The 23,398-nt window shown below is 61.1% G+C and carries 25 protein-coding genes; 10 read left to right on the forward strand and 15 right to left on the reverse strand.

What is annotated here, in order from left to right; all coding sequences use genetic code 11:
• Nucleotides 1-345 (reverse strand): DUF6504 family protein, encoded by a 345-nt coding sequence (locus KCX59_RS12685; protein WP_179016509.1) that lies wholly within the window; start codon nt 343-345, stop codon nt 1-3.
• A gap of 81 nt (nt 346-426) precedes the next feature.
• On the reverse strand, nt 427-1,488 hold the full coding sequence (locus KCX59_RS12690; protein ID WP_179016508.1) for an FAD-dependent monooxygenase: 1,062 nt from the start codon (nt 1,486-1,488) through the stop codon (nt 427-429).
• A gap of 52 nt (nt 1,489-1,540) precedes the next feature.
• Between KCX59_RS12690 and KCX59_RS12695 the strand changes: the two genes are divergently transcribed.
• The gene (locus tag KCX59_RS12695; protein WP_179016507.1) at nt 1,541-2,077 is read left to right on the forward strand and encodes a TetR/AcrR family transcriptional regulator; all 537 of its coding nucleotides are present in this window, start codon (nt 1,541-1,543) and stop codon (nt 2,075-2,077) included.
• Nucleotides 2,078-2,123: 46 nt separating this feature from the next.
• On the forward strand, nt 2,124-2,513 hold the full coding sequence (locus KCX59_RS12700) for a hypothetical protein (RefSeq protein WP_091467874.1): 390 nt from the start codon (nt 2,124-2,126) through the stop codon (nt 2,511-2,513).
• 3 nt (nt 2,514-2,516) lie between these two features.
• Here KCX59_RS12700 and KCX59_RS12705 read toward each other — a convergent pair whose 3' ends face one another.
• Complete coding sequence (locus KCX59_RS12705; RefSeq protein ID WP_243836841.1) at nt 2,517-3,263, reverse strand: SOS response-associated peptidase; 747 nt, start codon at nt 3,261-3,263, stop codon at nt 2,517-2,519.
• 168 nt (nt 3,264-3,431) lie between these two features.
• Between KCX59_RS12705 and KCX59_RS12710 the strand changes: the two genes are divergently transcribed.
• The 3 genes from KCX59_RS12710 to KCX59_RS12720 all read left to right on the forward strand — a co-directional run bounded on the left by KCX59_RS12710 (nt 3,432) and on the right by KCX59_RS12720 (nt 5,551).
• The gene (locus KCX59_RS12710) at nt 3,432-3,689 is read left to right on the forward strand and encodes a mycoredoxin (RefSeq protein ID WP_017197512.1); all 258 of its coding nucleotides are present in this window, start codon (nt 3,432-3,434) and stop codon (nt 3,687-3,689) included.
• A 141-nt stretch (nt 3,690-3,830) separates the two neighbouring features.
• Entirely contained in the window at nt 3,831-4,916 is a 1,086-nt protein-coding gene (locus KCX59_RS12715; protein ID WP_178993470.1) for an S-(hydroxymethyl)mycothiol dehydrogenase, read from the forward strand.
• Nucleotides 4,913-5,551, forward strand: a complete 639-nt coding sequence (locus KCX59_RS12720; protein WP_178993469.1) for an MBL fold metallo-hydrolase — start codon at nt 4,913-4,915, stop codon at nt 5,549-5,551. Before KCX59_RS12715 ends, KCX59_RS12720 begins: the two co-directional genes overlap by 4 nt.
• 35 nt (nt 5,552-5,586) lie before the next feature.
• On the opposite strand, the gene KCX59_RS12725 is transcribed toward KCX59_RS12720, so the two are convergent.
• The 4 genes from KCX59_RS12725 to KCX59_RS12740 all read right to left on the reverse strand — a co-directional run bounded on the left by KCX59_RS12725 (nt 5,587) and on the right by KCX59_RS12740 (nt 10,064).
• Nucleotides 5,587-7,905, reverse strand: a complete 2,319-nt coding sequence (locus KCX59_RS12725; protein WP_179016506.1) for an FdhF/YdeP family oxidoreductase — start codon at nt 7,903-7,905, stop codon at nt 5,587-5,589.
• 86 nt (nt 7,906-7,991) lie between these two features.
• Nucleotides 7,992-8,741 (reverse strand): lipoate--protein ligase family protein, encoded by a 750-nt coding sequence (locus KCX59_RS12730; RefSeq protein ID WP_179016505.1) that lies wholly within the window; start codon nt 8,739-8,741, stop codon nt 7,992-7,994.
• The gene (locus KCX59_RS12735; protein WP_178993466.1) at nt 8,741-9,544 is read right to left on the reverse strand and encodes a thioesterase family protein; all 804 of its coding nucleotides are present in this window, start codon (nt 9,542-9,544) and stop codon (nt 8,741-8,743) included. The genes KCX59_RS12730 and KCX59_RS12735 overlap by 1 nt, the downstream gene beginning before the upstream one ends.
• 31 nt (nt 9,545-9,575) lie before the next feature.
• Entirely contained in the window at nt 9,576-10,064 is a 489-nt protein-coding gene (locus KCX59_RS12740; RefSeq protein WP_091467891.1) for a VTT domain-containing protein, read from the reverse strand.
• 115 nt (nt 10,065-10,179) lie between these two features.
• On the opposite strand from KCX59_RS12740, the gene KCX59_RS12745 reads away from it, so the two are divergent.
• Nucleotides 10,180-11,154: a hypothetical protein gene (locus KCX59_RS12745; RefSeq protein ID WP_179016504.1), complete on the forward strand. Its 975-nt coding sequence runs from the start codon at nt 10,180-10,182 to the stop codon at nt 11,152-11,154.
• On the opposite strand, the gene KCX59_RS12750 is transcribed toward KCX59_RS12745, so the two are convergent.
• Both KCX59_RS12750 and KCX59_RS12755 read right to left on the reverse strand, forming a co-directional pair.
• The gene (locus tag KCX59_RS12750) at nt 11,151-12,653 is read right to left on the reverse strand and encodes an FAD-dependent oxidoreductase (protein WP_179016503.1); all 1,503 of its coding nucleotides are present in this window, start codon (nt 12,651-12,653) and stop codon (nt 11,151-11,153) included. The two genes, KCX59_RS12745 and KCX59_RS12750, sit on opposite strands and share 4 nt — an antisense overlap.
• A 68-nt stretch (nt 12,654-12,721) precedes the next feature.
• The gene (locus KCX59_RS12755; RefSeq protein WP_179016502.1) at nt 12,722-13,213 is read right to left on the reverse strand and encodes a DNA alkylation repair protein; all 492 of its coding nucleotides are present in this window, start codon (nt 13,211-13,213) and stop codon (nt 12,722-12,724) included.
• Between the two features lie 60 nt (nt 13,214-13,273).
• On the opposite strand from KCX59_RS12755, the gene KCX59_RS12760 reads away from it, so the two are divergent.
• Nucleotides 13,274-14,362, forward strand: a complete 1,089-nt coding sequence (locus tag KCX59_RS12760) for a PDDEXK nuclease domain-containing protein (RefSeq protein WP_179016501.1) — start codon at nt 13,274-13,276, stop codon at nt 14,360-14,362.
• A 6-nt stretch (nt 14,363-14,368) separates the two neighbouring features.
• Here KCX59_RS12760 and KCX59_RS12765 read toward each other — a convergent pair whose 3' ends face one another.
• On the reverse strand, nt 14,369-15,343 hold the full coding sequence (locus KCX59_RS12765) for a dienelactone hydrolase family protein (RefSeq protein ID WP_179016500.1): 975 nt from the start codon (nt 15,341-15,343) through the stop codon (nt 14,369-14,371).
• A 126-nt stretch (nt 15,344-15,469) separates the two neighbouring features.
• Between KCX59_RS12765 and KCX59_RS12770 the strand changes: the two genes are divergently transcribed.
• Nucleotides 15,470-16,837 (forward strand): HNH endonuclease, encoded by a 1,368-nt coding sequence (locus KCX59_RS12770; protein ID WP_434122451.1) that lies wholly within the window; start codon nt 15,470-15,472, stop codon nt 16,835-16,837.
• A 105-nt stretch (nt 16,838-16,942) separates the two neighbouring features.
• Here KCX59_RS12770 and nrdF read toward each other — a convergent pair whose 3' ends face one another.
• The 5 genes from nrdF to nrdH all read right to left on the reverse strand — a co-directional run bounded on the left by nrdF (nt 16,943) and on the right by nrdH (nt 21,403).
• Nucleotides 16,943-17,917 (reverse strand): class 1b ribonucleoside-diphosphate reductase subunit beta, encoded by a 975-nt coding sequence (nrdF, locus tag KCX59_RS12775; protein WP_090825132.1) that lies wholly within the window; start codon nt 17,915-17,917, stop codon nt 16,943-16,945.
• A gap of 111 nt (nt 17,918-18,028) precedes the next feature.
• Nucleotides 18,029-18,238, reverse strand: a complete 210-nt coding sequence (locus tag KCX59_RS12780; RefSeq protein WP_243836797.1) for an ABC transporter ATP-binding protein — start codon at nt 18,236-18,238, stop codon at nt 18,029-18,031.
• Between the two features lie 235 nt (nt 18,239-18,473).
• Nucleotides 18,474-20,594 (reverse strand): class 1b ribonucleoside-diphosphate reductase subunit alpha, encoded by a 2,121-nt coding sequence (gene nrdE, locus KCX59_RS12785; RefSeq protein WP_179017860.1) that lies wholly within the window; start codon nt 20,592-20,594, stop codon nt 18,474-18,476.
• A gap of 32 nt (nt 20,595-20,626) precedes the next feature.
• Nucleotides 20,627-21,097: a class Ib ribonucleoside-diphosphate reductase assembly flavoprotein NrdI gene (nrdI, locus tag KCX59_RS12790; protein ID WP_091467904.1), complete on the reverse strand. Its 471-nt coding sequence runs from the start codon at nt 21,095-21,097 to the stop codon at nt 20,627-20,629.
• Nucleotides 21,098-21,160: 63 nt separating this feature from the next.
• Nucleotides 21,161-21,403, reverse strand: coding sequence for a glutaredoxin-like protein NrdH (gene nrdH, locus KCX59_RS12795; protein ID WP_011775022.1), 243 nt, complete (start codon nt 21,401-21,403; stop codon nt 21,161-21,163).
• Nucleotides 21,404-21,797: 394 nt separating this feature from the next.
• Between nrdH and KCX59_RS12800 the strand changes: the two genes are divergently transcribed.
• On the forward strand, nt 21,798-22,763 hold the full coding sequence (locus KCX59_RS12800; RefSeq protein WP_017200558.1) for a LysR family transcriptional regulator: 966 nt from the start codon (nt 21,798-21,800) through the stop codon (nt 22,761-22,763).
• Nucleotides 22,764-22,813: 50 nt separating this feature from the next.
• On the forward strand, nt 22,814-23,320 hold the full coding sequence (locus tag KCX59_RS12805; RefSeq protein WP_011775024.1) for a DUF2004 domain-containing protein: 507 nt from the start codon (nt 22,814-22,816) through the stop codon (nt 23,318-23,320).
• The last annotated feature ends 78 nt before the right edge of the window (nt 23,321-23,398 follow it).

Below are 23,398 nucleotides of genomic sequence, written 5' to 3' on the forward strand. Positions count from 1 at the left end.
TTACGCCGCTTCTTCGGGTTCTACGGCGCGTGCTGGTGCGGCGTCGTGGATGCGCAGGAGTCTCCAGCGTCCGCTTCCTACGTGCCGGACCAGGTCGAGGGTGATGGGGTGGCTGGTTTCTGCGTCAGATGAGGTTGGCAGGAGTTGGACACGCCAGATCTCGTGGTCAACCAGGCCAGCTCCGCTGCCAAGGGGGGCGCGGCTTTCTTCAAGCCACCATTGGCGCCGTTCGTACCATCGAACAGGTTCGTTGGTGACCGTGTATTGCGTTCCTTTCCAGTGGACTTCCCGCGGCTGGCCTGCGTCAGTGCAGCTAACTCCGACAGATTCACTGAACAGCCCCATGCCCTCACCTCTTTACGCCAGGAAACCATATTCGAAAGTATGTTCGAATAAATCAAGTTTACGCCGACGTACCGACAAAACCTACTTCGAAGTTTCAGCCTTCTCCCGGGCTCCGGCCACACGTTTTCCCACCTGCTTCAGCAAGGCGTCGCGCCATGGTTGTGCGCCCTGGGCAAGAGCAATGCTCCCCATGGCGTAAGAAGCCGAGCGGAGTAGTTGGGTTCGTATGACCCGCCTGCTGTTGTAGGTGGCGAGTGCCTGGTCCATGGGTTGGTCGTTCAGCAGTTCGCCCAGGGTCACAGCATCGATGAGGGCTTCGCAGGCGCCACGCCCCAGGTTTGGGGTCATGGCGTGCGCGGCATCCCCTACCAGCGCAACGCTCCCTCGCGTGTATCGACCCATGGGTGGAGTGGTCCAGATGCGTTGCGCCAGTGACGTCTCCGGATTTGCCTGGGAGAGTACATCCCGCACTGCGGACGAGTAGTTGGCATAGCGTTGACGTGTCACTTCGAGTGCCTCTGCGACATCTACCTTGTCCGGGCCCAACTCGGAGCGGAAGGAGGCGTACCAGTTGCTTCCCCCTATGGCAGGGGCCAAGCCGAAAATTTCACCGCGTCCCCAGTATTCTCCAACGTCGTGTGGGGACGGGGTTCCGGGAACGACTCCCCGGACTGCCAGGAAGGGTGTGGGCTTTGCCGCACTTCGCTTGCCCCACGAATCCCTCCGAACAATGCTGTTGACTCCATCGGCTCCCACGGTCAACGTGGCTGCGCCCGAAGGTTGATCCACCCTCCCCGCTACCCGGCGTACGGAGACGGGCACCGCGGTGTCCAGCAGCCTCAGCAGTTCGGGTCGGGATACTCCCAACAAACCCTCACCCTCCATGGACAGCAGGGCTTCACCGGAGGGCCGTCGAAGTGCGCCGGCTTTGATAATGGCTCCATGATTCCGCACGGCGCCGAGTATCCCCAGTCTGGATAACGCCTGCTGGGCTTCCGGCCACATGGCCAAGGTTGTTCCGACTGTTGGGAGTTCGGTCCGCTGTTCATGGACAGTGACGTCGAACCTGCCGGGGTTGAGCATCCCTGCGAGCGCAAGCCCGGCGATTCCTCCACCAATGATGTCCACTTTTTCCATGGCCACACTGTACTACTACATTTGTAGTGCCGATAGGGTTTGAAGCTAGACTTTCGCCATGCCGGACCGCCGAACCGAACTTGCCGACGCAGCGCTCGCAGTCGTTGCTGCCAAGGGCCTCAAGGGACTCACCCACCGGGCCGTCGACGCCCAGGCAGGCGTCGCCGTCGGAACTACCTCGAACTATTTCCGCAGCCGTGCAGCGCTGATAGGGGCCGCCGTCGACCGCGTTGAAGAACGGGACCGCCTCCTGCTCCAGCAGGGTGGAAGGGAAATCCCGACGTCGGCAGCCACCTTGGCGGAGCAGATCGCCGGAGCGGTCATGGGACTCGCGCATGAGAACGCGGAACTGACCCGGGCACGTTTCGCCTTTGCCCTTGACCAGCCCGATGTTGTGGCTGCCGGGCACGAGCGGCTGGTATCGGCCTTGGCGCAACTGCTCGAAGCCATGGGAATACCAGAAGCCAGGGCCCGGGCGGAAGCAGTATCCGACTACAGCGACGGCCTGGCCATGCACCTGCTGACCGCCCGCAAAGGGCAGCACACGGATAGCGCTACGGTGGCACGGAACGTCCGGCGCTTGCTGGAAGGTTGAAAGTCAAGGGGTGGACGGCAGCCGGTCCACAGAGCAGGATTGTGGCATGAGCACCAATGACGCACTCCTGAAGCAGGTCAACATCTCCGCCGAAGACGACAACCTCGTGGCAAGGTTCGAAATCGACGGCAACATACCAGGCTCCGGCGCTTACGTCGTGGGCCTTGTTGCTGCCAGCGAGGACTATTCCTCACAGCGCAGGCTCGGAATCGAGTTCATGAACGGCGAGGCAATCTCGTTCTACTCCTTCAACCACTCCCTCAGTGCCGAGGAGAACTACGACATCAAGGGCGTGGAGCACTCCGGCAACGTCATCACGGGGAACTTCCCGATGTCGGCCATCCACGGCCTCAGCAAAGGCCATGTCATGACGGGCTTCAGCGAAGCCGATGGCCGGGAGTTCCAATCCGGCGTGCCGGTGAACGAAGCCCTCTAACTACTAGAAGAGACCCTCCACCGGTTCGATGAGTTCCGGTGAGTTGTTACGGACATTGCCCACTGCGGCCCCCACCGGGTCCAGCGTCCAAGCAGCGGCGGCGTCGTGTGCCCTGGACCGGACCATGTCCACCAACCCCTGGGCGTCTTTCTCGCGCGGATCCAACCACGCTTCCATCGTCTCAGTGCTCATGGGCAACGGAACCCTGTCATGGAGGGCAGTCAGTTCGTCAAACACCGAAGCACTGCGCCGGGTTCGCGCCTCCTCCACCGTGGGGGTGTCGGCGGTCAGGATGGACATGGACAGCAACCAGCGGCCCGGATCATCAGGGGAAGCTGACTGGTCCCGCCACCACTCGTACAAGCCCGCAAAGACCAGACCGTGGCCGTCCGCCGGATGCACATAGTACGGTTGCTTGTTCTTGCCCTCGCCCTTCTTCCACTCGTAGTAGCCATCCGCGGGAACCGCACAACGCCTGGCCACCGCAGCTTTCTTGAAGGACGGCTTCTCCAACAACGTTTCGCTGCGGGCGTTGATAAGCCTCGCGCCGCCCTTGGGGTCCTTCGCCCATGAGGGCACCAGCCCCCACTTCGCGACGTGGAGCTGTCGCTTAACGTCGTCGTCAATCAGTCTCTCCAACACAATGGGAACAGCATCCGTAGGAGCCACATTCCACGATTTCCCAAGGGCAATCTCGTTCTCAAGCTCGGCGTCGAAATCGGCAAGCAGGTCCCCCACCGCACGGGCCATCACATAGCGTCCACACATGGCAACAGTCTGCCCCCTCCCCGCCGAACGCACCAGCACAGGCATGTGACGTAACCCGGCTTCGCCACCGAACGGGAATTATTCGGACGCGGGTTACCGTTGATAACAACGAACCATCCCGTGCAAACGATCAATACTGAGGAGAGCTCTGTGGACTTCACTCCCGACTCCGGCACCATCACCATGTTCTCGACCACCTGGTGCGGCTACTGCAACCGCCTGAAGAAGCAGCTGGACGCCAAAGGCATCGGCTACACCGAGATCAACATCGAAGAAGTGGATGGCACTGCCGAACTCGTCGAGCAGCTCAACGGAGGCAACCGCACAGTCCCCACCGTCCTCTTCCCCGACGGAACCGCGGCCACCAACCCCTCCGCCTCCGAAGTCGAAAACCGCTTGGCCGCATAAGCTGTCCACTCGGCTACTGCCTGGGCCCGCACGGAACAATCCACATACTGTCTGTCACCTGTGATAGACAGAATGGGAATCCGTAGCGGGCCCTGCTGCATTATTGGGCCTGCCCTCCGAGAGCCCGAAGGGAACATCTCCATGGTCCACGCAGTCAAAGGTGTCGTCGTCCGCTCCAAAGGCGCACCCGCAACCCTAGAAACCATCCTGGTTCCCGAACCCGGACCGGGAGAAGCACTGGTAGACATCCTCACCAGCGGCGTCTGCCACACAGACCTCCACTACAAACTGGGCGGCATCAGCGACGATTTTCCGTTCCTGCTCGGCCACGAAGCCACCGGCGTTGTCAGCGCGGTGGGCCCCGATGTCACCGATGTAGCCCCCGGCGACCGCGTCGTCCTCAACTGGCGGGCAGTCTGCGGTAACTGTCGTGCTTGCAACCGCGGCCAAGCCCAGTACTGCTTCAACACCCACAACGCCACCCAAAAAATGACCCTCGAAGACGGCACGGAACTCTCGCCCGCCCTGGGCATCGGCGCGTTCACCGAAAAGACCCTGGTCGCCGCCGGACAATGCACCAAGGTAGACCCCGACGCCGATGCCGCCGCTGTCGGGCTGCTCGGCTGCGGCGTCATGGCAGGCTTGGGTGCGGCACTGAACACCGGCGGCGTCAAGCGTGGTGACTCGGTGGCCGTCATTGGTTGCGGCGGCGTGGGCGTAGCAGCCATCGCCGGTGCCGCGCTCGCAGGCGCCACCACCATCATCGCCGTCGACATCGACGCAAAGAAGCTCGAGCGCGCCAAAGAACTCGGCGCGACACACACCGTGGATTCATCCACAGGAGACCCCGTCGAAGAAATCCGCGCCCTGACAGGCGGCTTCGGTGCAGACGTGGTGATTGACGCCGTCGGACGTCCCGAAACCTACAAGCAGGCGTTCTACGCCCGCGACCTTGCAGGCACCGTGGTCCTGGTTGGTGTCCCCACTCCGGAGATGACACTGGAACTACCACTTCTTGACGTCTTCGGCCGAGGCGGATCACTCAAGTCATCCTGGTACGGCGACTGCCTGCCATCCAGGGACTTCCCCATGCTCGTGGACCTCTACAAGCAGGGCAAGCTGGACCTGGACGCATTCGTGACCGAGCGCATCACCATCAACCAGGTCGAAGAAGCGTTCGACAAGATGCATCAAGGCGCCGTCCTGCGATCGGTGGTTGAGCTGTGAGCGCCGGCAACCTCGCAATCGATCACGTCGTTACTTCCGGGACATTCTCCCTGGACGGCGGAACCTGGGACGTTGACAACAACGTCTGGATCATCGGCGACGACTCCGAATGCATCGTCATCGACCCCGCCCACAACCCCGAAGCGATTCGTGAGGCCGTGGGCGGCCGCACCGTCAAAGCCATTTTGCTGACCCACGGCCATGACGACCACATCAGTTCCGCCGGCGCGTTTTGGGAGCTCGTCAAAGCTCCCATCCACCTGCACCAGGACGACTGGATGCTATGGCGGGCAGTGTTCCCCGAAATTGATCCCGATGTGGCAATCATGGACGGCGACGAGTTCACCGTTGCCGGTGCAACACTGAAAGCGATCCACACTCCCGGACACTCGCCCGGGTCTGTCTCGTTCCACCTGCCCAGCGAAGAAACACTCTTCAGCGGAGACACACTCTTCCAAGGCGGACCCGGTGCGACGGGACGCTCATACAGCGACTTCCCCACCATCATCGAGTCCATCCGGACCAAGCTCCTCCCACTGCCCGAGGCAACCGTGGTCCGCACCGGACACGGCGATTCCACCACCATCGGCGCGGAAAAGCCGCACCTGGATGAGTGGATCGCCAGGGGTCACTAGCTCCAGCGCGAGCAAGCTTCACGGTTTCGTTCGCGTCAGCCGGCTGCCGACCCGTATGCCGGGGCGGCGGCCGGCTCAAGCCTGATAATCACCGACTTCGAGGCCGGAGTATTACTCTCCTCCGCCGTCGAATCCAACGGCACCAGGACGTTCGCCTCCGGATAGTAAGCAGCTGCGCATCCCCGCGCACTGGGGTACGCGACCAAACGCAACTGAGGCAGGAAACGGTCAACGCCGTCGTCGGCCTCGCTGTGTACATCCACGTAGCCCCCGTGCTCGAAACCCAATTCGGCCAGGTCCGATGGATTCACCAAGAGGACCATGCGGCCTTTCTTTATGCCCCGGTACCGATCGTTCATGGCATACGTGGTGGTGTTGAACTGATCATGTGACCGGATTGTTTGCAGGAGCAGGCGGCCCTTGGGAATCGTAATTGTCTCAAGCTCGTTGACGGAGAACATGGCCTTGCCCGTTGCTGTGGGGAATGTCCTGCTGTCCCTTGGCCCGTGCGGCAAGACGAAGCCATCCTCCTCACGGATGCGGGCATTGAAATCCTCAAACCCCGGCACGACGCGGGATATGTGATCCCGGATGGCGTCATAGTTGCGTCCAAGCCCGACCCAGTCAACCGGCACTTTATCGCCCAGGACAGCTTGGGCCATGCGACTGACGATGGCCACCTCGGACAACACATTCGGGGCTATTGGCTCAAGCGGACCCACCGAGCGATGTACCGCGCAGACCGTGTCCTCCACGGTGACAAACTGCGCCACGCCGCCCTGCCTGTCGATCTCTGTCCGACCCAACGTCGGCAAGATCAGGGCCTGCTCACCTACCACCACATGGGAGCGGTTGAGTTTGGTTGAGATTTGTACAGACAGACGCGTTTTCCGCACCGCCGCTTCAGCAACCTTGGTGTCTGAAATGGCGTGGACCAAGTTACCTCCCAACGCGATCAGGACTTTGATCCTGCCATCCCGCATGCCCCTAATGCTGTCCACTGCATCGACGCCGGGCTTCTGTGGCGGGGCAAAGCCGAACTCCCGCTTGATTGCCTCCAGGAACCGTGGCGGCATCTTCTCCCAAATGCCCATGGTCCGGTCACCTTGGACGTTGCTGTGTCCACGGATCGGGCACGGCCCTGCGCCGGGCTTTCCGATGTTGCCGCGTAACAGGAGCAGGTTGATGATCTCTTTGATGGTGGGCACGGCCTTCTTGTGCTGGGTAATGCCCATGGCCCACGTGATGATGGCTTTATCGGCACGGACGTACCTTGCGGCCAGTTCATCAATCTCCGCGCTGCCAAGCCCTGTGGCAGTGACGACATCGCGTTCACTCAATGTGGCGAGGTGGGCTGCCAAACCGACGAAGCCCTGGCAATGCTCATCTATGAACGTGCGGTCCAGCACCGTTCCGGGGGCAGCCCTCTCGGCATCGAGGACACGCTTCGAAAGTGCCTGCAACAATGCCATATCCCCGGCAATGCGGATTTGCAGGAACTGGTCTGCCAGATCTGTGCCCTTGCCTACCAATCCCCGAGGCCGTTGCGGGTTCCGGAAGTTGATCAGACCAGCTTCGGGCAACGGATTCACGGCCACAATTTCCGCGCCCGCTTCTTTCGCTTCCTCCAGGGCCGTCAGCATCCGCGGATGGCAGGTTCCCGGGTTCTGGCCCATGATGATGATCAGGTCAGCCTTGGCAAAGTCCGCATAGGTGATGGCAGACTTCCCCACCCCGATGGTTTCCCCCATCGCGACCCCTGTAGATTCGTGGCACATGTTGGAGCAGTCGGGGAGGTTGTTGGTTCCGAATGCCCGAACGAAAAGTTGATAGAGGAACGCTGCCTCGTTGCTCGTGCGTCCGCTGGTATAGAACGTCGCCTGGTCAGGGGTCCCAAGCCCGTTCAGCTCCTGGGCGATGACCTCAAACGCCCGGTCCCAACTCACAGGTTCATAATGATCAGAGCCCGCGGCCTTATAGACCGGTTCCACCAACCTTCCTTGCTGTCCCAGCCAGTACTCGGATTTGGACTCCAAGGCACTCAAGGTGTTGTCCGCCCAGAACTGCGTGGGAATCCTGAGTGGCTCCGCCTCCCACCCGATTGCCTTGGCGCCGTTCTCGCAAAATTCAGCAGCCTTACGTTCCGGCGGGTCAGGCCAGGCGCAACTCATGCAATCGAAACCATCCTTTTGGTTGACGGCCCGTAGTGTCTTCCACGCCCGGGACGGCCCCATATCGGCCATGGCATGCGGGAGTGTTTCGCTAAGACTGGGCAATCCCGCGGCGGATCTCTTGGGCGGGCTGACGCTGATGCCTACGTCAGAATCCTCAATAGGGTGCTTCTTCCGGCCCATTGTTCCACCGCGATCCGCGTGCTTGGGAAACCCTGTCTAATTCAGACTAGACCCGGGCACCAACACGCTCAACGGACCTGCGGCGACTAGGCCAGCAAAGTCTGGAAGTCGCCGTCGATGATGTCTGCGTAACCGCGGTAAGCCTCAATCACGGCGTCCTCCACCGTTGCTACGTCCAGATGCGGCAGCAGGTCATTCGCAGCCCCGGCGGTGGCAGTGTCCCATTCGAGGCCGAGGGCCGCATAACTCGCGGCCAGGACCTCGCGAATGGGTTTGGAGTCCTCCACCACGATCACGGAGCTGAACAACCAACCTCCGGAGACGACGCGTTGTGCAGTGCCGATGAGCTTGATGCGGTGAGCAGGAAAATCGGGGTCCTCACCGTGGACGCTGAACTCCCCCGGACAGTACTCCCCCGGAATTTCGCCGACGGCGGCATGGACGCCGACGCTGCGAAGCGCACCGGCCAGCAGCTCACCAAACTCCGAGAAACGGGCTTTGGCACGCACGATCGCGTCGGGATGCGGCTCAATATGATCTATGACCAAGGTCCCTTGGTGATACGCGGCGGCGCGGCCCCCGGCTTTGCGTATCAGAGGCTCAAAACCGAGTTCCCGGCATGCCTCCTCCGCTGCGTGAAAACCAGGAAGGTTTGCATCGCGCTGGCCGAAAGCCACGGTAGGTTGCGGACGATACAGGCGGAGGGACGGACCGAGCTTGCCGTTGCGGGCACGCTGAAGCAGCTCCAAGGCGAAATCGAGGTCACCCGCCGCCCCCATCGAATCCTCCTGGCGATAAACCGTAAGCTGGCGGGTCCCTGCTTCCGAGCCGACCATCAACTCTTCCTCAACGTCAGGATCTGTTCAGCCCGCCCGAAAGGTCCGTTGGCGTCATGGAGCACAGTGGACGTCAGGCCGATGCCGTCAGCCCCGAAAGAGACCTTGTTGTCCAGGCCCAACCATTCACCAGACGGAGCACGATACATGTGAATCTGAAGATCAACATTGGGAAAAATATAGCTGTTTTCGCCCGGTGGAACACGGGCCGCGATGCCGTTCGCGGTATCCACTAAGCCCATGAGGCGGGCGAGATCGGTGCTGTCGTGTTGGTCGGTCAGCGGGTGGGACGTCCGGATCCACACCTTGCCCGAACCAGGCCGGTGTCCTTCGGCAATGCGCATCTCCAAGGACCGGATGTATCCTCCGGGCCACACGCTGGCGCCATCCCATGGCTTGCATTCGTCGGGGGCCGGCATGGACTCATCTTCCACTGCGGCTACAGCGCTGGTGTCGCTGGTGACCATACGCCACGCGGCAGCACGGATTGCCACACGGCCTCCCGCCGAAAGCTCTGCCTGGATGAGTTCGATGGTCCGTCCCGGCCTCAACGTCGAGGTGGTGACCTGGAACTCGCCGCCCGGAATCAGCCCGAGGATTTCGTAGCTGATCCGCGCCAGGCGGACGTCGTCCCGTGGCTCATGGCGAACCAGGGCATCGGCGATGATGCCCGAGGCGGGGGCCATGTGTTGTTCGTGGGGATTCCACGCACCTTGGGCGTGGATGGTGGAGCGATAGCGGCCCTCGCCCAATGATTCGTAGTAAAAATCGCCGTCCGCCAGTTCCGGTAATGCAGTAGTCAACCCAGGCCTTTCGCCGATCCAGCTGTAGAACTCAGACCACTGTATCCGCTGATTTGGTCCTCGCCCGACGCCGACGGAACACGACAACCCAGACGACGATGGCCGCCAAGGCCGCGATTCCCACCGCAGCACCAACTGGCGACGCCGCCGCTACCGCCAGCCACGCCTCCAAAGCAGCAAGACCAATGGTCGCGTAAAGCAGTGCCCAGATGACAGAACCCGCCACGGCGGCCGGCAAGTACCGCCGGAGCGGCATGCGGGCAGCGCCCGCTGCAAGGTTGATGGCCGTCTGGAGGCCGATGGTCAGGAAAGAGAGTACGACGGCGTATGGTCCCCAGCGCTGTATCAGGGCCTGGGCCCGCGCTGCTTTGGGTCGCTCCAAAGAATCACCGAAGCGGGTGTGCGCCAGCCCTGCCACCGCTCCCCGCCCAATCCAGTAGGTGACGTTGACGCGGATCATGACGATCGCGAAGAGCGCCGCGAGTGCGACGCCGAAAGGCAAACTCATGATCTGGTCCACTCGACTTAGGCTACCCTAAGCAGCGGGTCAATGAGGACCCGGGCTCATGGACTGCACCGTGGAAACTCTGGACGTGTCCAAACCGTAGGACCAGTGCGAACCCTAGGATGAGTGGATGGACCTCCGCGATGCCGCCCAGGAGCTGTACGCCGTGACGCCCCGTGATTTCACGGCGGAACGAACTGCGGTTGTCCGCAAAGCGAAGGATGCCGGCCAGAAGGACCTGGCTAAAGAGATTGGCAACCTCCCCAAGCCGGCCGCCGGTGCCTGGGCCATCAACATGCTGGCCGTTCACAAGCCCGAGGTGATTGACGGCGTCGTACGCTTTGGTGTTTCGCTGCGAACCGCCCAAGAGGAGGGCGACGCAGAAGCGTTCCGCGAACTCGGGCAGCAACGCCAGGGCCAGCTGACATCTGCTGTGCATGCGGCTAAAGATCTTGCCTCCGAGCTTGGCGCTCCTCTTAGTGCTGCCGCGGCATCCGACGTTGAGCAAACGCTCAGGGCCGCCATGGCCGATGCCGGGGCCGCCGCGGCGGTAGGAACCGGGCGGCTGGTGCGGGGGCTCAGCGGGAGCGGCTTTGAGGCAGTGGACCTTACAGGTGCCATCGCTGCGACCGGTCCGGATGACGAAGCTGGCCCCGTATCTGCGAAGACGCCTGCAAAGCGCGCGGCCAAGACGGAACCGGCGACAACTCCCAGGGCCGCCACGACCTCCAAAGAGAAGCCGTCCAGAGAAAAGGAACCAAAAGACGAAGCGACGTCCCTCGCCGATCGGCGTGCCGCCAAACAACAAGCAGCACTGGAAGAGGCCCGCCGCGACTTCGAAGCCGCCGACAAGGACGCCAGGGAAGCAGAAGCGGCAGCATCCGAGGCGTGGGACACCGTCAAAGAGTTGGCCGGCCGTCGAACAGACCTCAAATCCGAGATCGAAGACATCAAGAAGCGTCTGGCCACTCTTGAAGCCGAACTCATTGGGATTACCCGTGATGCGGAATCCGCGGAATCAGACAAGAAGCGTGCGGTCCGGGCCGCAACGCAGCAACGACGCGCCGCGGACCAAGCCCAGCGGCGCGTCGAGCGGCTGAGCTAGTCCTTCTTCTTGACCGGCGACTTCTGCAGGTGGTGCGTGGCCGGGCCTTCCAGGTACTTTCCTTCCGGAGTGAAGCGCGAACCGTGCAAGGGGCAGTCCCACGATTTTTCAGCGTCGTTCCAGGTCAATAATCCGCCCAAGTGCGCGCAGCTGGCAGACACCATGCAGACCTTCCCGTCCACGGTGGACACCGCCGCGGGCTCGCCCTTGTAGAGCCCGACGACGCCACTGCCTTCCGGTGGGCGCGTTGCGTCAGTGATTTCAGGGTTGCTCCTGACCTTGGCCTTGTCCTCGATCATCCGTTTGGCGGTGCTGGCATTGAGGCGAATGGCTTGGATGGCACCTTGGGGTGATGTGACCCGGTGATGGATGGCCGTGGCCCAGTCGGACTGGCCACCCAGGATGTCCGAGGTGATGGACAGGGCAGCAGCCACCCCGTTGCTCATCCCCCATTTGTTGTAGCCGGTGCCAAAGAAGATCCGTCCGTGGCCACGGGGAAGCTTGCCGAAGAACGGCATCAGGTTAGTGGCTTGATAGTCCTGCGCCGACCAGGTGTGGGTCACCTCGGCACCGGGGTAGTGCTCATTGGCCCATCCCAGAAGGTCATTCAGATGCTGTTGCGGCGAAGTGGCGCGGCCACCGGTATGCCCGTAGCCGCCAACCAAGAGCAGCTCGCCCTCGGGAGTGGGATAGGTCCGCTGGGATCGGGTTGGCGCGTCGATGGACAGGTACATTCCCTTCGGAATGTCCCCTGCCATGCGAAGGGCGGCGGCGTAGGAACGGTTCGGTTCGAGCTTCGCGAAGTACAAGCCGCGGTCCAGGATGGGCGTTCCTGTGGCAACCACCACAGTGTCCGCGGTGAACGTTCCTTTGCGGGTGGCCACTTCCAACGGCAGATCTGAGCCCACGTTCTGGACCTGCACGCCCTCAACGATCAGGCCGCCGTGCTCCCGGACATCGCTGGCGAGGGTCTCAAGGACATCCATGGGGTGGATCTGCGCTTGGTCTTCGAGCTCCAGCGCCTCCACAACAGGGAACGGCAATCCAGGATCACGGCTGAAATGGACATCCAAACCCGCGTCCCGCGAAACGGCAGCTTCCTTGCGGAGCCGCTGCCCGCCGTCGTCGGTGGTTGCGAAGGTGACCGCGGTCCTGCGCTGGAAGGGGACGCCTTGCTGCTCCATGTACTGCGCAAGCCAGGCTTGTCCGGTCTTGTTGGCTTCCACATAGGCCTGGACCACCTTCAGGGAGTACTGGCTGCGCAACGCGGAAAGCACACCGCCCTGCAGGAGGCTCAGCTTGCCAGTGGTATTTCCCGTAGTCACAGCGCCTAGTGTCCGGGCCTCGAAAACCACCACGCGCTGGCCGGAGCGGGACAAGAGCAACGCTGCGACCATTCCGGTGAGGCCGGCGCCCACCACAATCGTGTCAAAGTGCTTCTCAGCGGGGATTGCGTCAGACGTGAAGTGAGATTTGCGGTCAAGCCATAGCGATTTCATCGAACAATCCGCCTCTCAAACTCACTGGCATGTGTTGAGGGAAACGCTAGGCGGGTCGCTGGTGCTTATCAAGGGGTGGCGGCGTCTCTCGCCAGAGCCGCTGCATGCTGTAGTTCGGCGTCCGGATCAGTCGCCCAACGTTCCAGTACGCGTTCTGCGCGTTCCTTCGCGAGTCCCTCCAGCCGCGCAATCAGAGGCCTCACAACGTCTGCAGCCAGGGGATCCGCCAGCTCCCGGGTTCCTGCATGCCTGATGAATCCCTCGATGCGCGTCAGATCGGTGTTGACGAGAAGCCCGACCTTGGTTTGCAGCAGAACCACCGCTGCGAGGCGGCGTTCGAAGACCGGCTCCTCCCAAAGTTCCGAGCTCAGGGCGGTGATGTCGTCATGGTTGAGGTTCTTGTACCGCTTCAGCGCATCCCGGACCGTGCCACGCACCGCGCCCACGGACGCGCCGTATACCTTCAGGCTCCCGCCCAGACGTTCACTGGCCTCTGCCGCCTTCTCCCAGGTCGATTCCATCTGCAGGGTGTAGTCCACGAATTCACCGGCTTCACTCACCTGTCTATTTTGTCAGTGCCTCCCCCTAGCGTGATGACAACAGCAACCGACAGGAGCAACATGCCGTCCCAAGAGCTCGCCACCGAGGCATCCTTTCCGGGTGTCCCCGCTGCTTCGTCCATGCCCGACTGGTACCCCACACTGCTCAACACCGTGGCTCAAGAGGTCCGTGTCGGCAGGACCCGGGCGCTGGCAGCCGCCAATAGCGAGTTGTTGAATTCTTACTGGAGTATCGGCCGGCAGCTCGCCGAGCGTGAATCCGAGCAAGGCTGGGGAGCCAAGGTGGTCACCCGCTTGTCCGCCGACATCCGTACACGGTTCCCGGAAGCAAAAGGCTTCTCCCCCAGGAACCTGAGGTACATGAAGAGCTTCGCCCAGGCATGGCCGGACTTTCCAATGTTGCAAGCGCCGCTTGCAACATTGCCCTGGTACCACCAGATCGCACTGCTGGAAAAGCTCGACGACGCCGCCACGCGCCTTTGGTACGCCGCGGCGGCTGCCCAACACGGATGGTCGCGCAACGTGCTGACCCACCAGATCTCAACGCGTCTGCACGAACGCTCAGGGCAGGCCATCACCAACTTCAAAACCACCATGATCCCTGCCGATTCGGACCTCGCGCAGCAGGCGACCAAGGACCCCTACGTCTTTGACTTTCTGTCCATGAGTGATCGGCACACCGAACGGGACCTGGAGCTGCAGTTGGTGAAACACGTGGAGAAATTCCTGCTGGAGCTGGGCCAGGGCTTCGCCTTCGTTGGTGAGCAGGTGCGGCTGGAGATTGCCGGGGACGAGTTCTTCGCAGATCTGCTCTTCTACCATCTGAAGCTGCGCTGCTACATGGTGATTGAACTCAAGGCCGTGAAGTTCGAACCTGGGTTCCTCGGGCAATTGGGTATGTACATGGCGGCCGTCGACGACCTCATGGCTCACCCCGACGACAAGCCCACCATCGGCCTGCTGTTGTGCAAGGAGAAGAACAGCGTGGTGGCGGAGTATGCACTGCGCGGGTTCAACGCTCCTGTGGGCATCGCGGAGTGGAAAACCTCCGTTGCCGACTCCTTGCCCGATGAGTTGGTGGCGAGCCTGCCGAGTATCGAGACATTGGAGGCCGAGCTGGCAAGTGAGGCTGCGCGGTTGCAGGGTTAGATGTGTTTAGACGTTGTCCTTGAACCACGTCAGGGTGTCGTTCCAAGCCGCAGTTGCCTGGGCCTCCACGTAGCGCTCACCCGTGTCATTGTGGAACGCGTGGTCCACGCCGGGGTACACCTTGAGCTGGTGCTTGACCGTTGAGGCATCCAAGGCCGCCTGCAGCTGGGGCATTGCCCCGGTGATACGTGCATCGTTCTCCGCGTAGACGCCAAGGACCGCCGGTTTGATGGTGGGGACCTTGGCCAGATCCGGTGCGGGACCGTAGAAAGCGGATGTTGCTTTGAGTCCTTGGATCTCGGTGCTTGCCTGCCATGTGATGCCGCCGCCGAAGCAAAAACCCACCATGGCGATCCGGCCCTCTTCGACGAAGTCCTGGCCGTTGAGGTACTCGAAGGCGGCTTTGAAATCGGCCACGTGCCTTTGGGCACCTGCCTGCGTCAGAGCGCCAGGGACAGCGTCGGGGTCCATATTCGCTGTGCCGCCCTCCCTGCTGAGGAGGTCCAGCGCCAGAGCCGCGTATCCTTCCTTGGCGAAGCGCCGGGCGACGTCCTGGATGTGCGGGGTGAGGCCTCGGTTTTCGTGGCAGATCAAAACGCCGGGACCCTTTTGGCTCCCCTCGGGCCTGGCCAGGTACGCGCTAATTTCCGTTCCGTTTGCGGGGAACGACACTGTTGCCGTCGTCAGGCCCGCAGCACCTTCCGGGACAGATAACGGACTCTTGGCATTGGGAACCGCAGTGGTCGCGGTCCCTGGCGATGTGGCCTTTGACGTGGGCGAAGGCGTGGGCATGGGATCGGTGGTTTGGGGAACCTCGTCCGGTGTACAGCCCACCAAAGTCATGGCCGCCGCGGCCGCAGTCATGCTTCCCATGATGAACGCCACCCGCCTGGTGAACGTCTTGTGCGACATGTCCCCCGACCGGAAGTCGTCGTAAAACTCTTCAATCAAGTACTTTTCGAACTTCTCAAGCTGCACCATGGTGAACCTCCCGAAGATGGCACTTATCCTCCCCTGATGTGAAGACGCGGACAAGGGCGGGATGGTTCAGTCTCGGTCCCGGGCGAAGCGTCTAAAAATGTCAGTGCCTCCTGCGAGAGTAGGGACATGAAACAGATCCGGGAAAGGCAAACGAAGACAGCGGTGTCCGCTGCGCCTCTTCGTGCCATTTCCCGAGGCGTGTCTCAACCCGGCGCGGTTTCGGCCGGTCCGGTTTCGGCCGGCACCATCAGTGGGGACTTGATTGAGCAGTTGCGGGTCTTGGAGGAGATGAAGTCGGCCATTACGGCTTTGCAGGCGCGGGTTGCTGTGGCTTTTGATCTTGCCCGGCGTGCCGAGCAGGCCGAGGCGGGTGTTCCTGTTTCGGAGCGTGGCAGTGGGGTGGGTGCTCAGGTGGCGTTGGCGCGGCGGGAGTCGCCGAATCGTGGGTCCCGGTTGCTGGGTTTGGCGAGGGCCCTTGTGCTGGAGATGCCGCGGACGTTGGCGGCTCTGAAGTCGGGGCAGTTGAATGAGTGGCGGGCCACGCTGCTGGTGAAGGAGACTGCGTGTTTGTCTGTTGAGGACCGGTGCGCTGTGGATGAGGAGCTCGCTCCCGATACCGGGACTTTTGAGGGGAAGGGCGATAAGGCGATTGTTGCGGCGGCGAAGGCTGCTGCGTATCGGCGGGATCCGCGGTCGGTGGTCGGGCGTGCGAGCCGTGCCGCCGCTGAACGGATGGTGAGCTTGCGTCCGGCGCCGGACACCATGACGTACCTGACCGCCCTGCTGCCGGTCGCGCAAGGGGTGGCGGTTTACGCTGCTCTTTGCCAGGCTGCTGATTCGGCCCGTTCCAGCGGGGATGCGGGCTCTGGTGTTGTCCCGACCCGTGGTCAGGTCATGGCCGATACCTTGGTCGAGCGCGTTACCGGCACACCTGGCGGGATTTCAGGGATCAACCTGGACCTTGTCATGACCGACCGCACCCTGTTCCAAGGCGACAGCGAACCAGCCCGGCTCAAGGGCTACGGAATAGTCCCGGCCGAATGGGGAAGGGAAATAGTCGGTTCGGGGCGAACCGGCAAAGATCACGCGGGAACGCTGAATGCAGAGCTCAGTATCTGGCTTCGCCGGCTCTACACCGCGCCGGCCACGGGTGAGCTCCTGAGCATGGACTCCAAAGCCCGGCTCTTCCCGACAAGGCTTCGGCGTTTCATTGAAACCCGCGACGATACCTGCCGGATGCCGTACTGCGATGCGCCCATCCGGCATATCGACCATGTTCTTCCTTGGCGTTCCGGAGGGAAAACAAACCTCGCCAACGGTGCAGGTCTGTGCGAGGCGTGCAACCACACCAAGGAAAACCCCGGCTGGACCAGCAAAACCGTCCATGCCGACGTACACGGGGGGACGCACACCCTGGAAATCAGCACCCCCACCGGACACAGCTATCAATCGAAAGCCCCACCCCTACCCGGACACCGCCCCTCCAGAACGTAACCACCCGCCGGCGGAGCTGCGATGCCTCAAACTGCGCAGAAAGGCGAACAGCGATCACTCGCTGCCCGCCTTCTACAGTCGACTAATAGACGACGACGCGACGTCTTAGAACTCCCAGTCTTCATCCTCCGTGTTAACGGCCTTACCAATCACGTAGGAGGAGCCCGAGCCGGAGAAGAAGTCGTGGTTCTCATCGGCGTTCGGGGACAGGGCCGAGAGGATGGCCGGGTTCACGTCGGTGACGGAAGCCGGGAACATAGCCTCGTAGCCGAGGTTCATGAGCGCCTTGTTGGCGTTGTAGTGCAGGAACTTCTTGACGTCCTCGGCCAGGCCGACACCGTCGTAGAGGTCGTGCGTGTACTGGACTTCGTTTTCGTACAGCTCGAAGAGGAGCTCGAACGTGTAGTCCTTAATTTCCTGCTTGCGGGCCTCGGAAACCTTCTCCAAGCCCTTCTGGAACTTGTAGCCGATGTAGTAACCGTGCACGGCCTCATCGCGAATGATGAGGCGAATGAGGTCAGCCGTGTTCGTGAGCTTGGCGCGCGAGGACCAGTACATGGGCAGGTAGAAGCCCGAGTAGAACAGGAAGCTCTCAAGCAGCGTGGAGGCCACCTTGCGCTTCAGGGGATCGTCACCCTGGTAGTAGTCCATGACGATCTGCGCCTTCTTCTGCAGGTTCTCGTTTTCGAGCGACCAGCGGAAAGCGTCGTCAATCTCCTTGGTGGAGCACAGGGTGGAGAAGATGGACGAGTACGACTTGGCGTGCACCGACTCCATGAAAGCGATGTTGGTGTACACAGCTTCTTCGTGCGGGGTGATCGCGTCCGGAATCAGCGAAACGGCGCCGACGGTGCCCTGGATGGTGTCCAAGAGAGTGAGGCCAGTGAAAACGCGCATGGTGAGCTGCTGCTCGTCCGGCGTCAGTGTGTGCCACGACTGGACGTCGTTGGACAGCGGCACCTTCTCCGGGAGCCAGAAGTTATTGACCAGGCGGTTCCAGACTTCCACGTCCTTATCGTCCTGGATCTTGTTCCAGTTGATCGCTTCGACATGGCTAAGCAGCTTAACCTTCTCGGTCATTTTCTTCCTCCACCTGACGGCTGTTTACGGGATCAGCCCACTGAACTCTGATAAATACTAGTTGCTGGTACGGCCACGGTTCCACGCGACCGTACCAGCACGCACAGAAGGCTAGACCTTCTGCTTGATGGTTCCGCCGGGGTTCCGCTTAGCGGCTGCGGCTGTGACAAAGCGACCAGAGTCGGCTGACCGGTTGACCGTGCGTGAATTGTTGGTACCCGACCCTACGAACTCCACCGTCGTAGTGGACGGACGTCGCGCAGCGACCGCCATGCGTACAAACTCACCGGACTTGGCGTCGCGAGCAATTTTCTGAGCCACTGTAGGCTCCCTTCTGCCGAAGATCGGCGTCGATGAAATAGTCGGAGATACCGACCATTGCCATCCCGCTTCAAGCATTGGACTTCCGTCCAAACAGCCTGATACATTCGACGTTCCAGAGTAACCATTTGGAGCGTCTCGTTAGCGGGACATTTTGAGGGGCTGTGTTAGCGCACGGCCCCTCAAACTTTTAACTCCTACTTAGCGCAGCTTCCGCAGCGGTGGAGCACTACCATTACAAGGCACATGAAACGCAGCCCTCAACCTCGGTCCCTTCGAGGGCCATCTGGCGGAGACGGATGTAGTAGAGGGTCTTGATGCCCTTGCGCCATGCGTAGATCTGCGCCTTGTTGATGTCACGCGTGGTGGCGGTGTCCTTGAAGAACAGCGTCAGGGACAGGCCTTGGTCCACGTGCTGCGTGGCAGCGGCGTAGGTGTCGATGATCTTCTCGTAGCCGATTTCATAGGCATCCTGGTAGTACTCCAGGTTGTCGTTGGTCAGGTACGGAGCCGGGTAGTAAACGCGGCCGATCTTGCCTTCCTTGCGGATTTCGATCTTGGCGGCCACCGGGTGGATCGAGGACGTGGAGTTGTTGATGTAGCTGATGGAACCGGTAGGCGGCACGGCCTGCAGGTTCTGGTTGTAGATACCGTGCTCCATGACCGAAGCCTTCAGCTCGCGCCAGTCATCCTGGGTGGGGATGTGGTGGCCGGCGAAGAGCTCGCGGACGCGCTCCGTCTCCGGAACCCATTCCTGCTCGGTGTACTTGTCGAAGAACTCACCGGAAGCGTAGGTGGACTTCTCGAATCCGCCGAACTTCTGGCCGGTCTCGATGGCCAGGCGGTTGGAAGCGCGCAGGGCGTGGAACAGCACCGTATAGAAGTAGATGTTGGTGAAGTCCAGGCCCTCTTCGGAGCCGTAGTGGACGTGCTCGCGGGCAAGGTAGCCGTGGAGGTTCATCTGGCCGAGGCCAATCGCGTGGCTCTGGGCATTGCCCTGGGCGATGGAAGGCACGGAGTTGATGTACGACATGTCCGAAACAGCACTGAGGGCGCGGATGGAGGTCTCAATGGAGAGTCCAAAGTCCGGCGAATCCATGGTCTTGGCGATGTTCATGGAACCGAGGTTGCAGGAAATGTCCTTGCCAACGGTCTCGTAGCTGAGGTCCTCGGCGTAGATGGACGGCGAAGAAACCTGCAGGATCTCCGAGCACAGGTTGCTCATGGTGATCTTGCCGTCAATCGGGTTGGCCCGGTTCACGGTGTCCTCGAACATGATGTACGGGTAGCCGGACTCGAACTGGATCTCCGCGAGGGTCTGGAAGAACTCGCGGGCGCTGATCTTGGTCTTCTTGATCCGGGAATCGTCAACCATCTCGTAGTACTTCTCGGTCACCGAAATATCGGAGAACGGAACGCCGTAGACCTTCTCGACGTCGTACGGGGAGAAGAGGTACATGTCCTCGTTCTTCTTGGCGAGCTCGAACGTGATGTCCGGAACCACGACGCCCAAGGAGAGCGTCTTGATGCGGATCTTCTCGTCAGCGTTCTCACGCTTGGTGTCCAGGAAGCGGTGGATGTCCGGGTGATGGGCGTGCAGGTACACGGCACCTGCGCCCTGGCGGGCACCGAGCTGGTTGGCGTAGGAGAAGCTGTCTTCGAGGAGCTTCATCACGGGGATGACGCCGGAGGACTGGTTCTCGATCTGCTTGATCGGGGCGCCGTGCTCGCGGATGTTGGTGAGCGAAAGAGCTACACCGCCGCCGCGCTTGGAGAGCTGGAGGGCGGAGTTGATGGCGCGGGCAATCGACTCCATGTTGTCCTCGATGCGAAGCAGGAAGCAGGAGACGAGCTCACCGCGCTGAGCCTTGCCGGCATTGAGGAACGTGGGAGTGGCCGGCTGGAAGCGGCCGTCAATAATTTCCTCGACGAGGCGGTTGGCCAGCTCTTCGTCACCGCGGGCCAGGTGGAGGGCCACCATGCAGACGCGGTCTTCGTAGCGCTCGAGGAAACGCTTGCCGTCAAAAGTCTTCAGCGTGTAAGACGTGTAGAACTTGAAGGCGCCGAGGAAGGTCTCGAAGCGGAACTTCTTTTTGTACGCGCGGTTGAAGAGGTCGCGGATGAAGTTCATCGTGTACTGGTCGAGGGTTTCGCGCTCGTAGTACTGGTTCTTCACCAAGTAGTCGAGCTTCTCTTCCAGGTCGTGGAAGAACACCGTGTTGTTGTTCACGTGCTGCAGGAAGTACTGGTGCGCAGCTTCACGGTCGGCTTCGAACTGGATCTCACCGTTGGGGCCATACAGGTTCAGCATGGCGTTGAGCTCGTGATAGCCCAAGCCCTTGAAAGCCTCAGGCAGCGGCTTCTTGACCGTGTCCACAGCGCCCCCGGTTACTTCTGTTTCTGCGACAGTTGTGTCCAAAACTTTTCCAGCCCTTCGTTGACCCGTTGAACGTCTTCCGGCGTCCCCATGAGTTCAAATTTGTAAAGATGCGGCACCTTGCACTTGACGGAGATGATGTCCCCCGCTGCGCAGTAGTTATCCGCGAAATTGGTGTTCCCTGCTCCAATAACACCCCGGATCAGTTTCCTGTTCCGGGGATCGTTCAAAAACCTGATGACCTGTTTCGGCACAGAACCTTCGCCGTTTGTTCCGCCGTAAGTGGGCAGCACAAGGACGAAAGGTTCAAGGGCCTGAAGCGGAGCATCCTGGGCATAGAGCGGGATGCGTGCTGCATCCCTGCCCAATTTTTGGACGAATCGTTTGGTGTTCTCGGAGGTCGAGGAAAAGTAGATGAGGTGACTCCTGGTGGTGACCGCTTCCGCAGCTTCGCGTACGGTTGCCGTTGCCAGCGGTGCCATGGGAGTCACCTCCACTACATAGGAATTCTGAGTTTGCTGTGGTGGCGAAGTTTGAATGGAAACTTAGGCCACGGAGGAAACAGCCTGGGCCAGTTCCTCGATCTTGTCCGGGCGGAAACCAGACCAGTGGTCCTGCTCGGTCACGACAACCGGCGCCTGCATGTAGCCCAGGGCCTTGAGGCGCTCGAGGGCCTCGGCATCCTGGGAGATGTCGACACTCTGGTAGGCAATGCCCTTCTTGTCGAGTGCACGGTAGGTTGCGTTGCACTGAACACAGGCCGGCTTCGTGTAAACCGTAACGGTCATGATCCCTGTCCCCTTAGTTGAAGTCTGTCGCTCTTCGTATCTGGCGGGCTCAACCGGAACTAGTTTCTGAATCCGATACCGGCCCGCGGGCTGCTGTGGCAGCCAACACGCTTATTTAGTCTTGTGCTGGTTTCCCGCTCAATCCGTAAATCGATACTACATGTAGTGCAAGCGCCTCGCCGGAACCCCAAGATGATGTATTACAAGTATGTCATTCAATCCACCGCTCGTCCACAGGCGGGGGCCCTCAAAATGTCCGTGATTCCGCCGAATTGAGAGATGTCATCCACACCCTGTGGACTACTTAGCCACATTTAATCTTCAGCGTGTCGCCCGGATACGGCGTGTCGTGACACTTTGAAAATGTGGCGTGGCGAACAGCTAAAATCGGCTGATGGTCAACCTTCTCCATCTCCGCACCTTGATGGAGGTCACCCGGTTGGGTTCCTTCGCAGCCGCTGCCGCCCAACTCGGCTACACAGCTTCCGCAGTCTCCCAACAGATGGCTGCGCTGGAACGCGATACCGGCGTCGAGCTCTTCCAGCGGTCAGCCCGCAGCGTTGTCCCAACGGAGGCCGCGTTGACCATGACCCGGCACGCGTCGAAAGTGCTGACCGACGTCGAGGCCCTCATGGCGGCTGCCTCAAGGACCAATGACTCCCCCGCGCAGGAGCTGAGGCTTGGCATTTTCCCCAGCCTCGCAACCTACGTACTGCCGGACATCCTCAGGAATGAGCGATGGAGCGGACTGGGTATTGAGCTGCGGGTCTCCGTTGCTGAGCCGGCACAAACCATTCAAGGCCTTCGCAGCGGCGGTGAACTGGATGTGGCACTTGTGTACCAGGTGGGGCAGTCCGGCCTGGCGTGGCCGCATTCACTGGAACGCCAGTGGATTGGCGACGACGACTTCCGCGTAGTGCTGCCGGCATCCTGGAAAATCCGCGAGGACGCCGAGATCGAAGCAGCACATCTCTCCGACATGCCATGGATCGTCCACCACCCGGGCACCAGCGATGCCCTGGTGATCGAACGCCTGTTCGCCAGTTGCAACCTGCACCCCCGGGTGGTGGCCTACAGCGACGATTTCCACGCGAGCCTGGAGATGACAGCCGCCGGCCTTGGTGCCTCGCTGGTACCGGAACTGGCCCTGCGGAACCGGCCACCCGGCGTCGTGGTCCTTGACGTACCGGACATCCGGCTTGCCCGGAACGTGTTCGCCCTTCTCATCAACGAAAAGCGCACAGCCCAAGTGCAGTTGTTCACACAGTTGCTTGCGGACACTCTCAGGGACACCTCGGGAAAGAGTGGTCTTCACCCCCTGAAATCCGCTCCTGTCAAGGGTCGCAAGCTCCAGAGGTGAATTGCTGCGAAGTGCTGGAACCCGCCGGTTGATGGGGTTAGATTGATCACATGGGCAAGGTAGCGAGCAAACATTTTGGGGAGATCGAGCTCAATCACGGGCGTGAACATTGCTTCGTCGCGAGACACGAACTTGGCGGCAACCAGCTTGAGCTGGACCTCAATGTCACCGCGCACGACCACTTCGATGAGGCGGCCATGCGCAAGGTGGACTATAGATTGCGCTTCCTGCCGGAACTAGTGGATCAGGTCAGGGAGATGATCGCCGATGAACTCGACCAGGACGGCACCAATCCCCAACAGTTCCTGCACTTCCACAGCTCGCAGCTCAAGGAAGAGCAACTCGAATCGGTCTTTGGTGTCAGCGACAAGGGCCAGCTCACCAACGACGTCTTCCTGAAAGCCCTCAAACTCGGCCATGTGGCCATCTACCCGGGTCAGCCGGAGCGGTACTTCGTGTTGGACTTCACCCTCGGCTCGCACTTCACCGACGAGCTGCTGGTAGTAGCCGCTGATGAGGACGGCGTGGTGGACGACGAAATCCTGTGGGAGTCGTAAACAGCTTTTAACCGCGAACGACGGCGGCCGGTCACCTTTCGGGTGACCGGCTGCCGTCGTTATGGCTGGCTTGACGAG

This window comes from Paenarthrobacter nitroguajacolicus (genome assembly GCF_051027655.1).
GTDB classification, from domain to species: Bacteria; Actinomycetota; Actinomycetes; order Actinomycetales; family Micrococcaceae; genus Arthrobacter; species Arthrobacter nitroguajacolicus.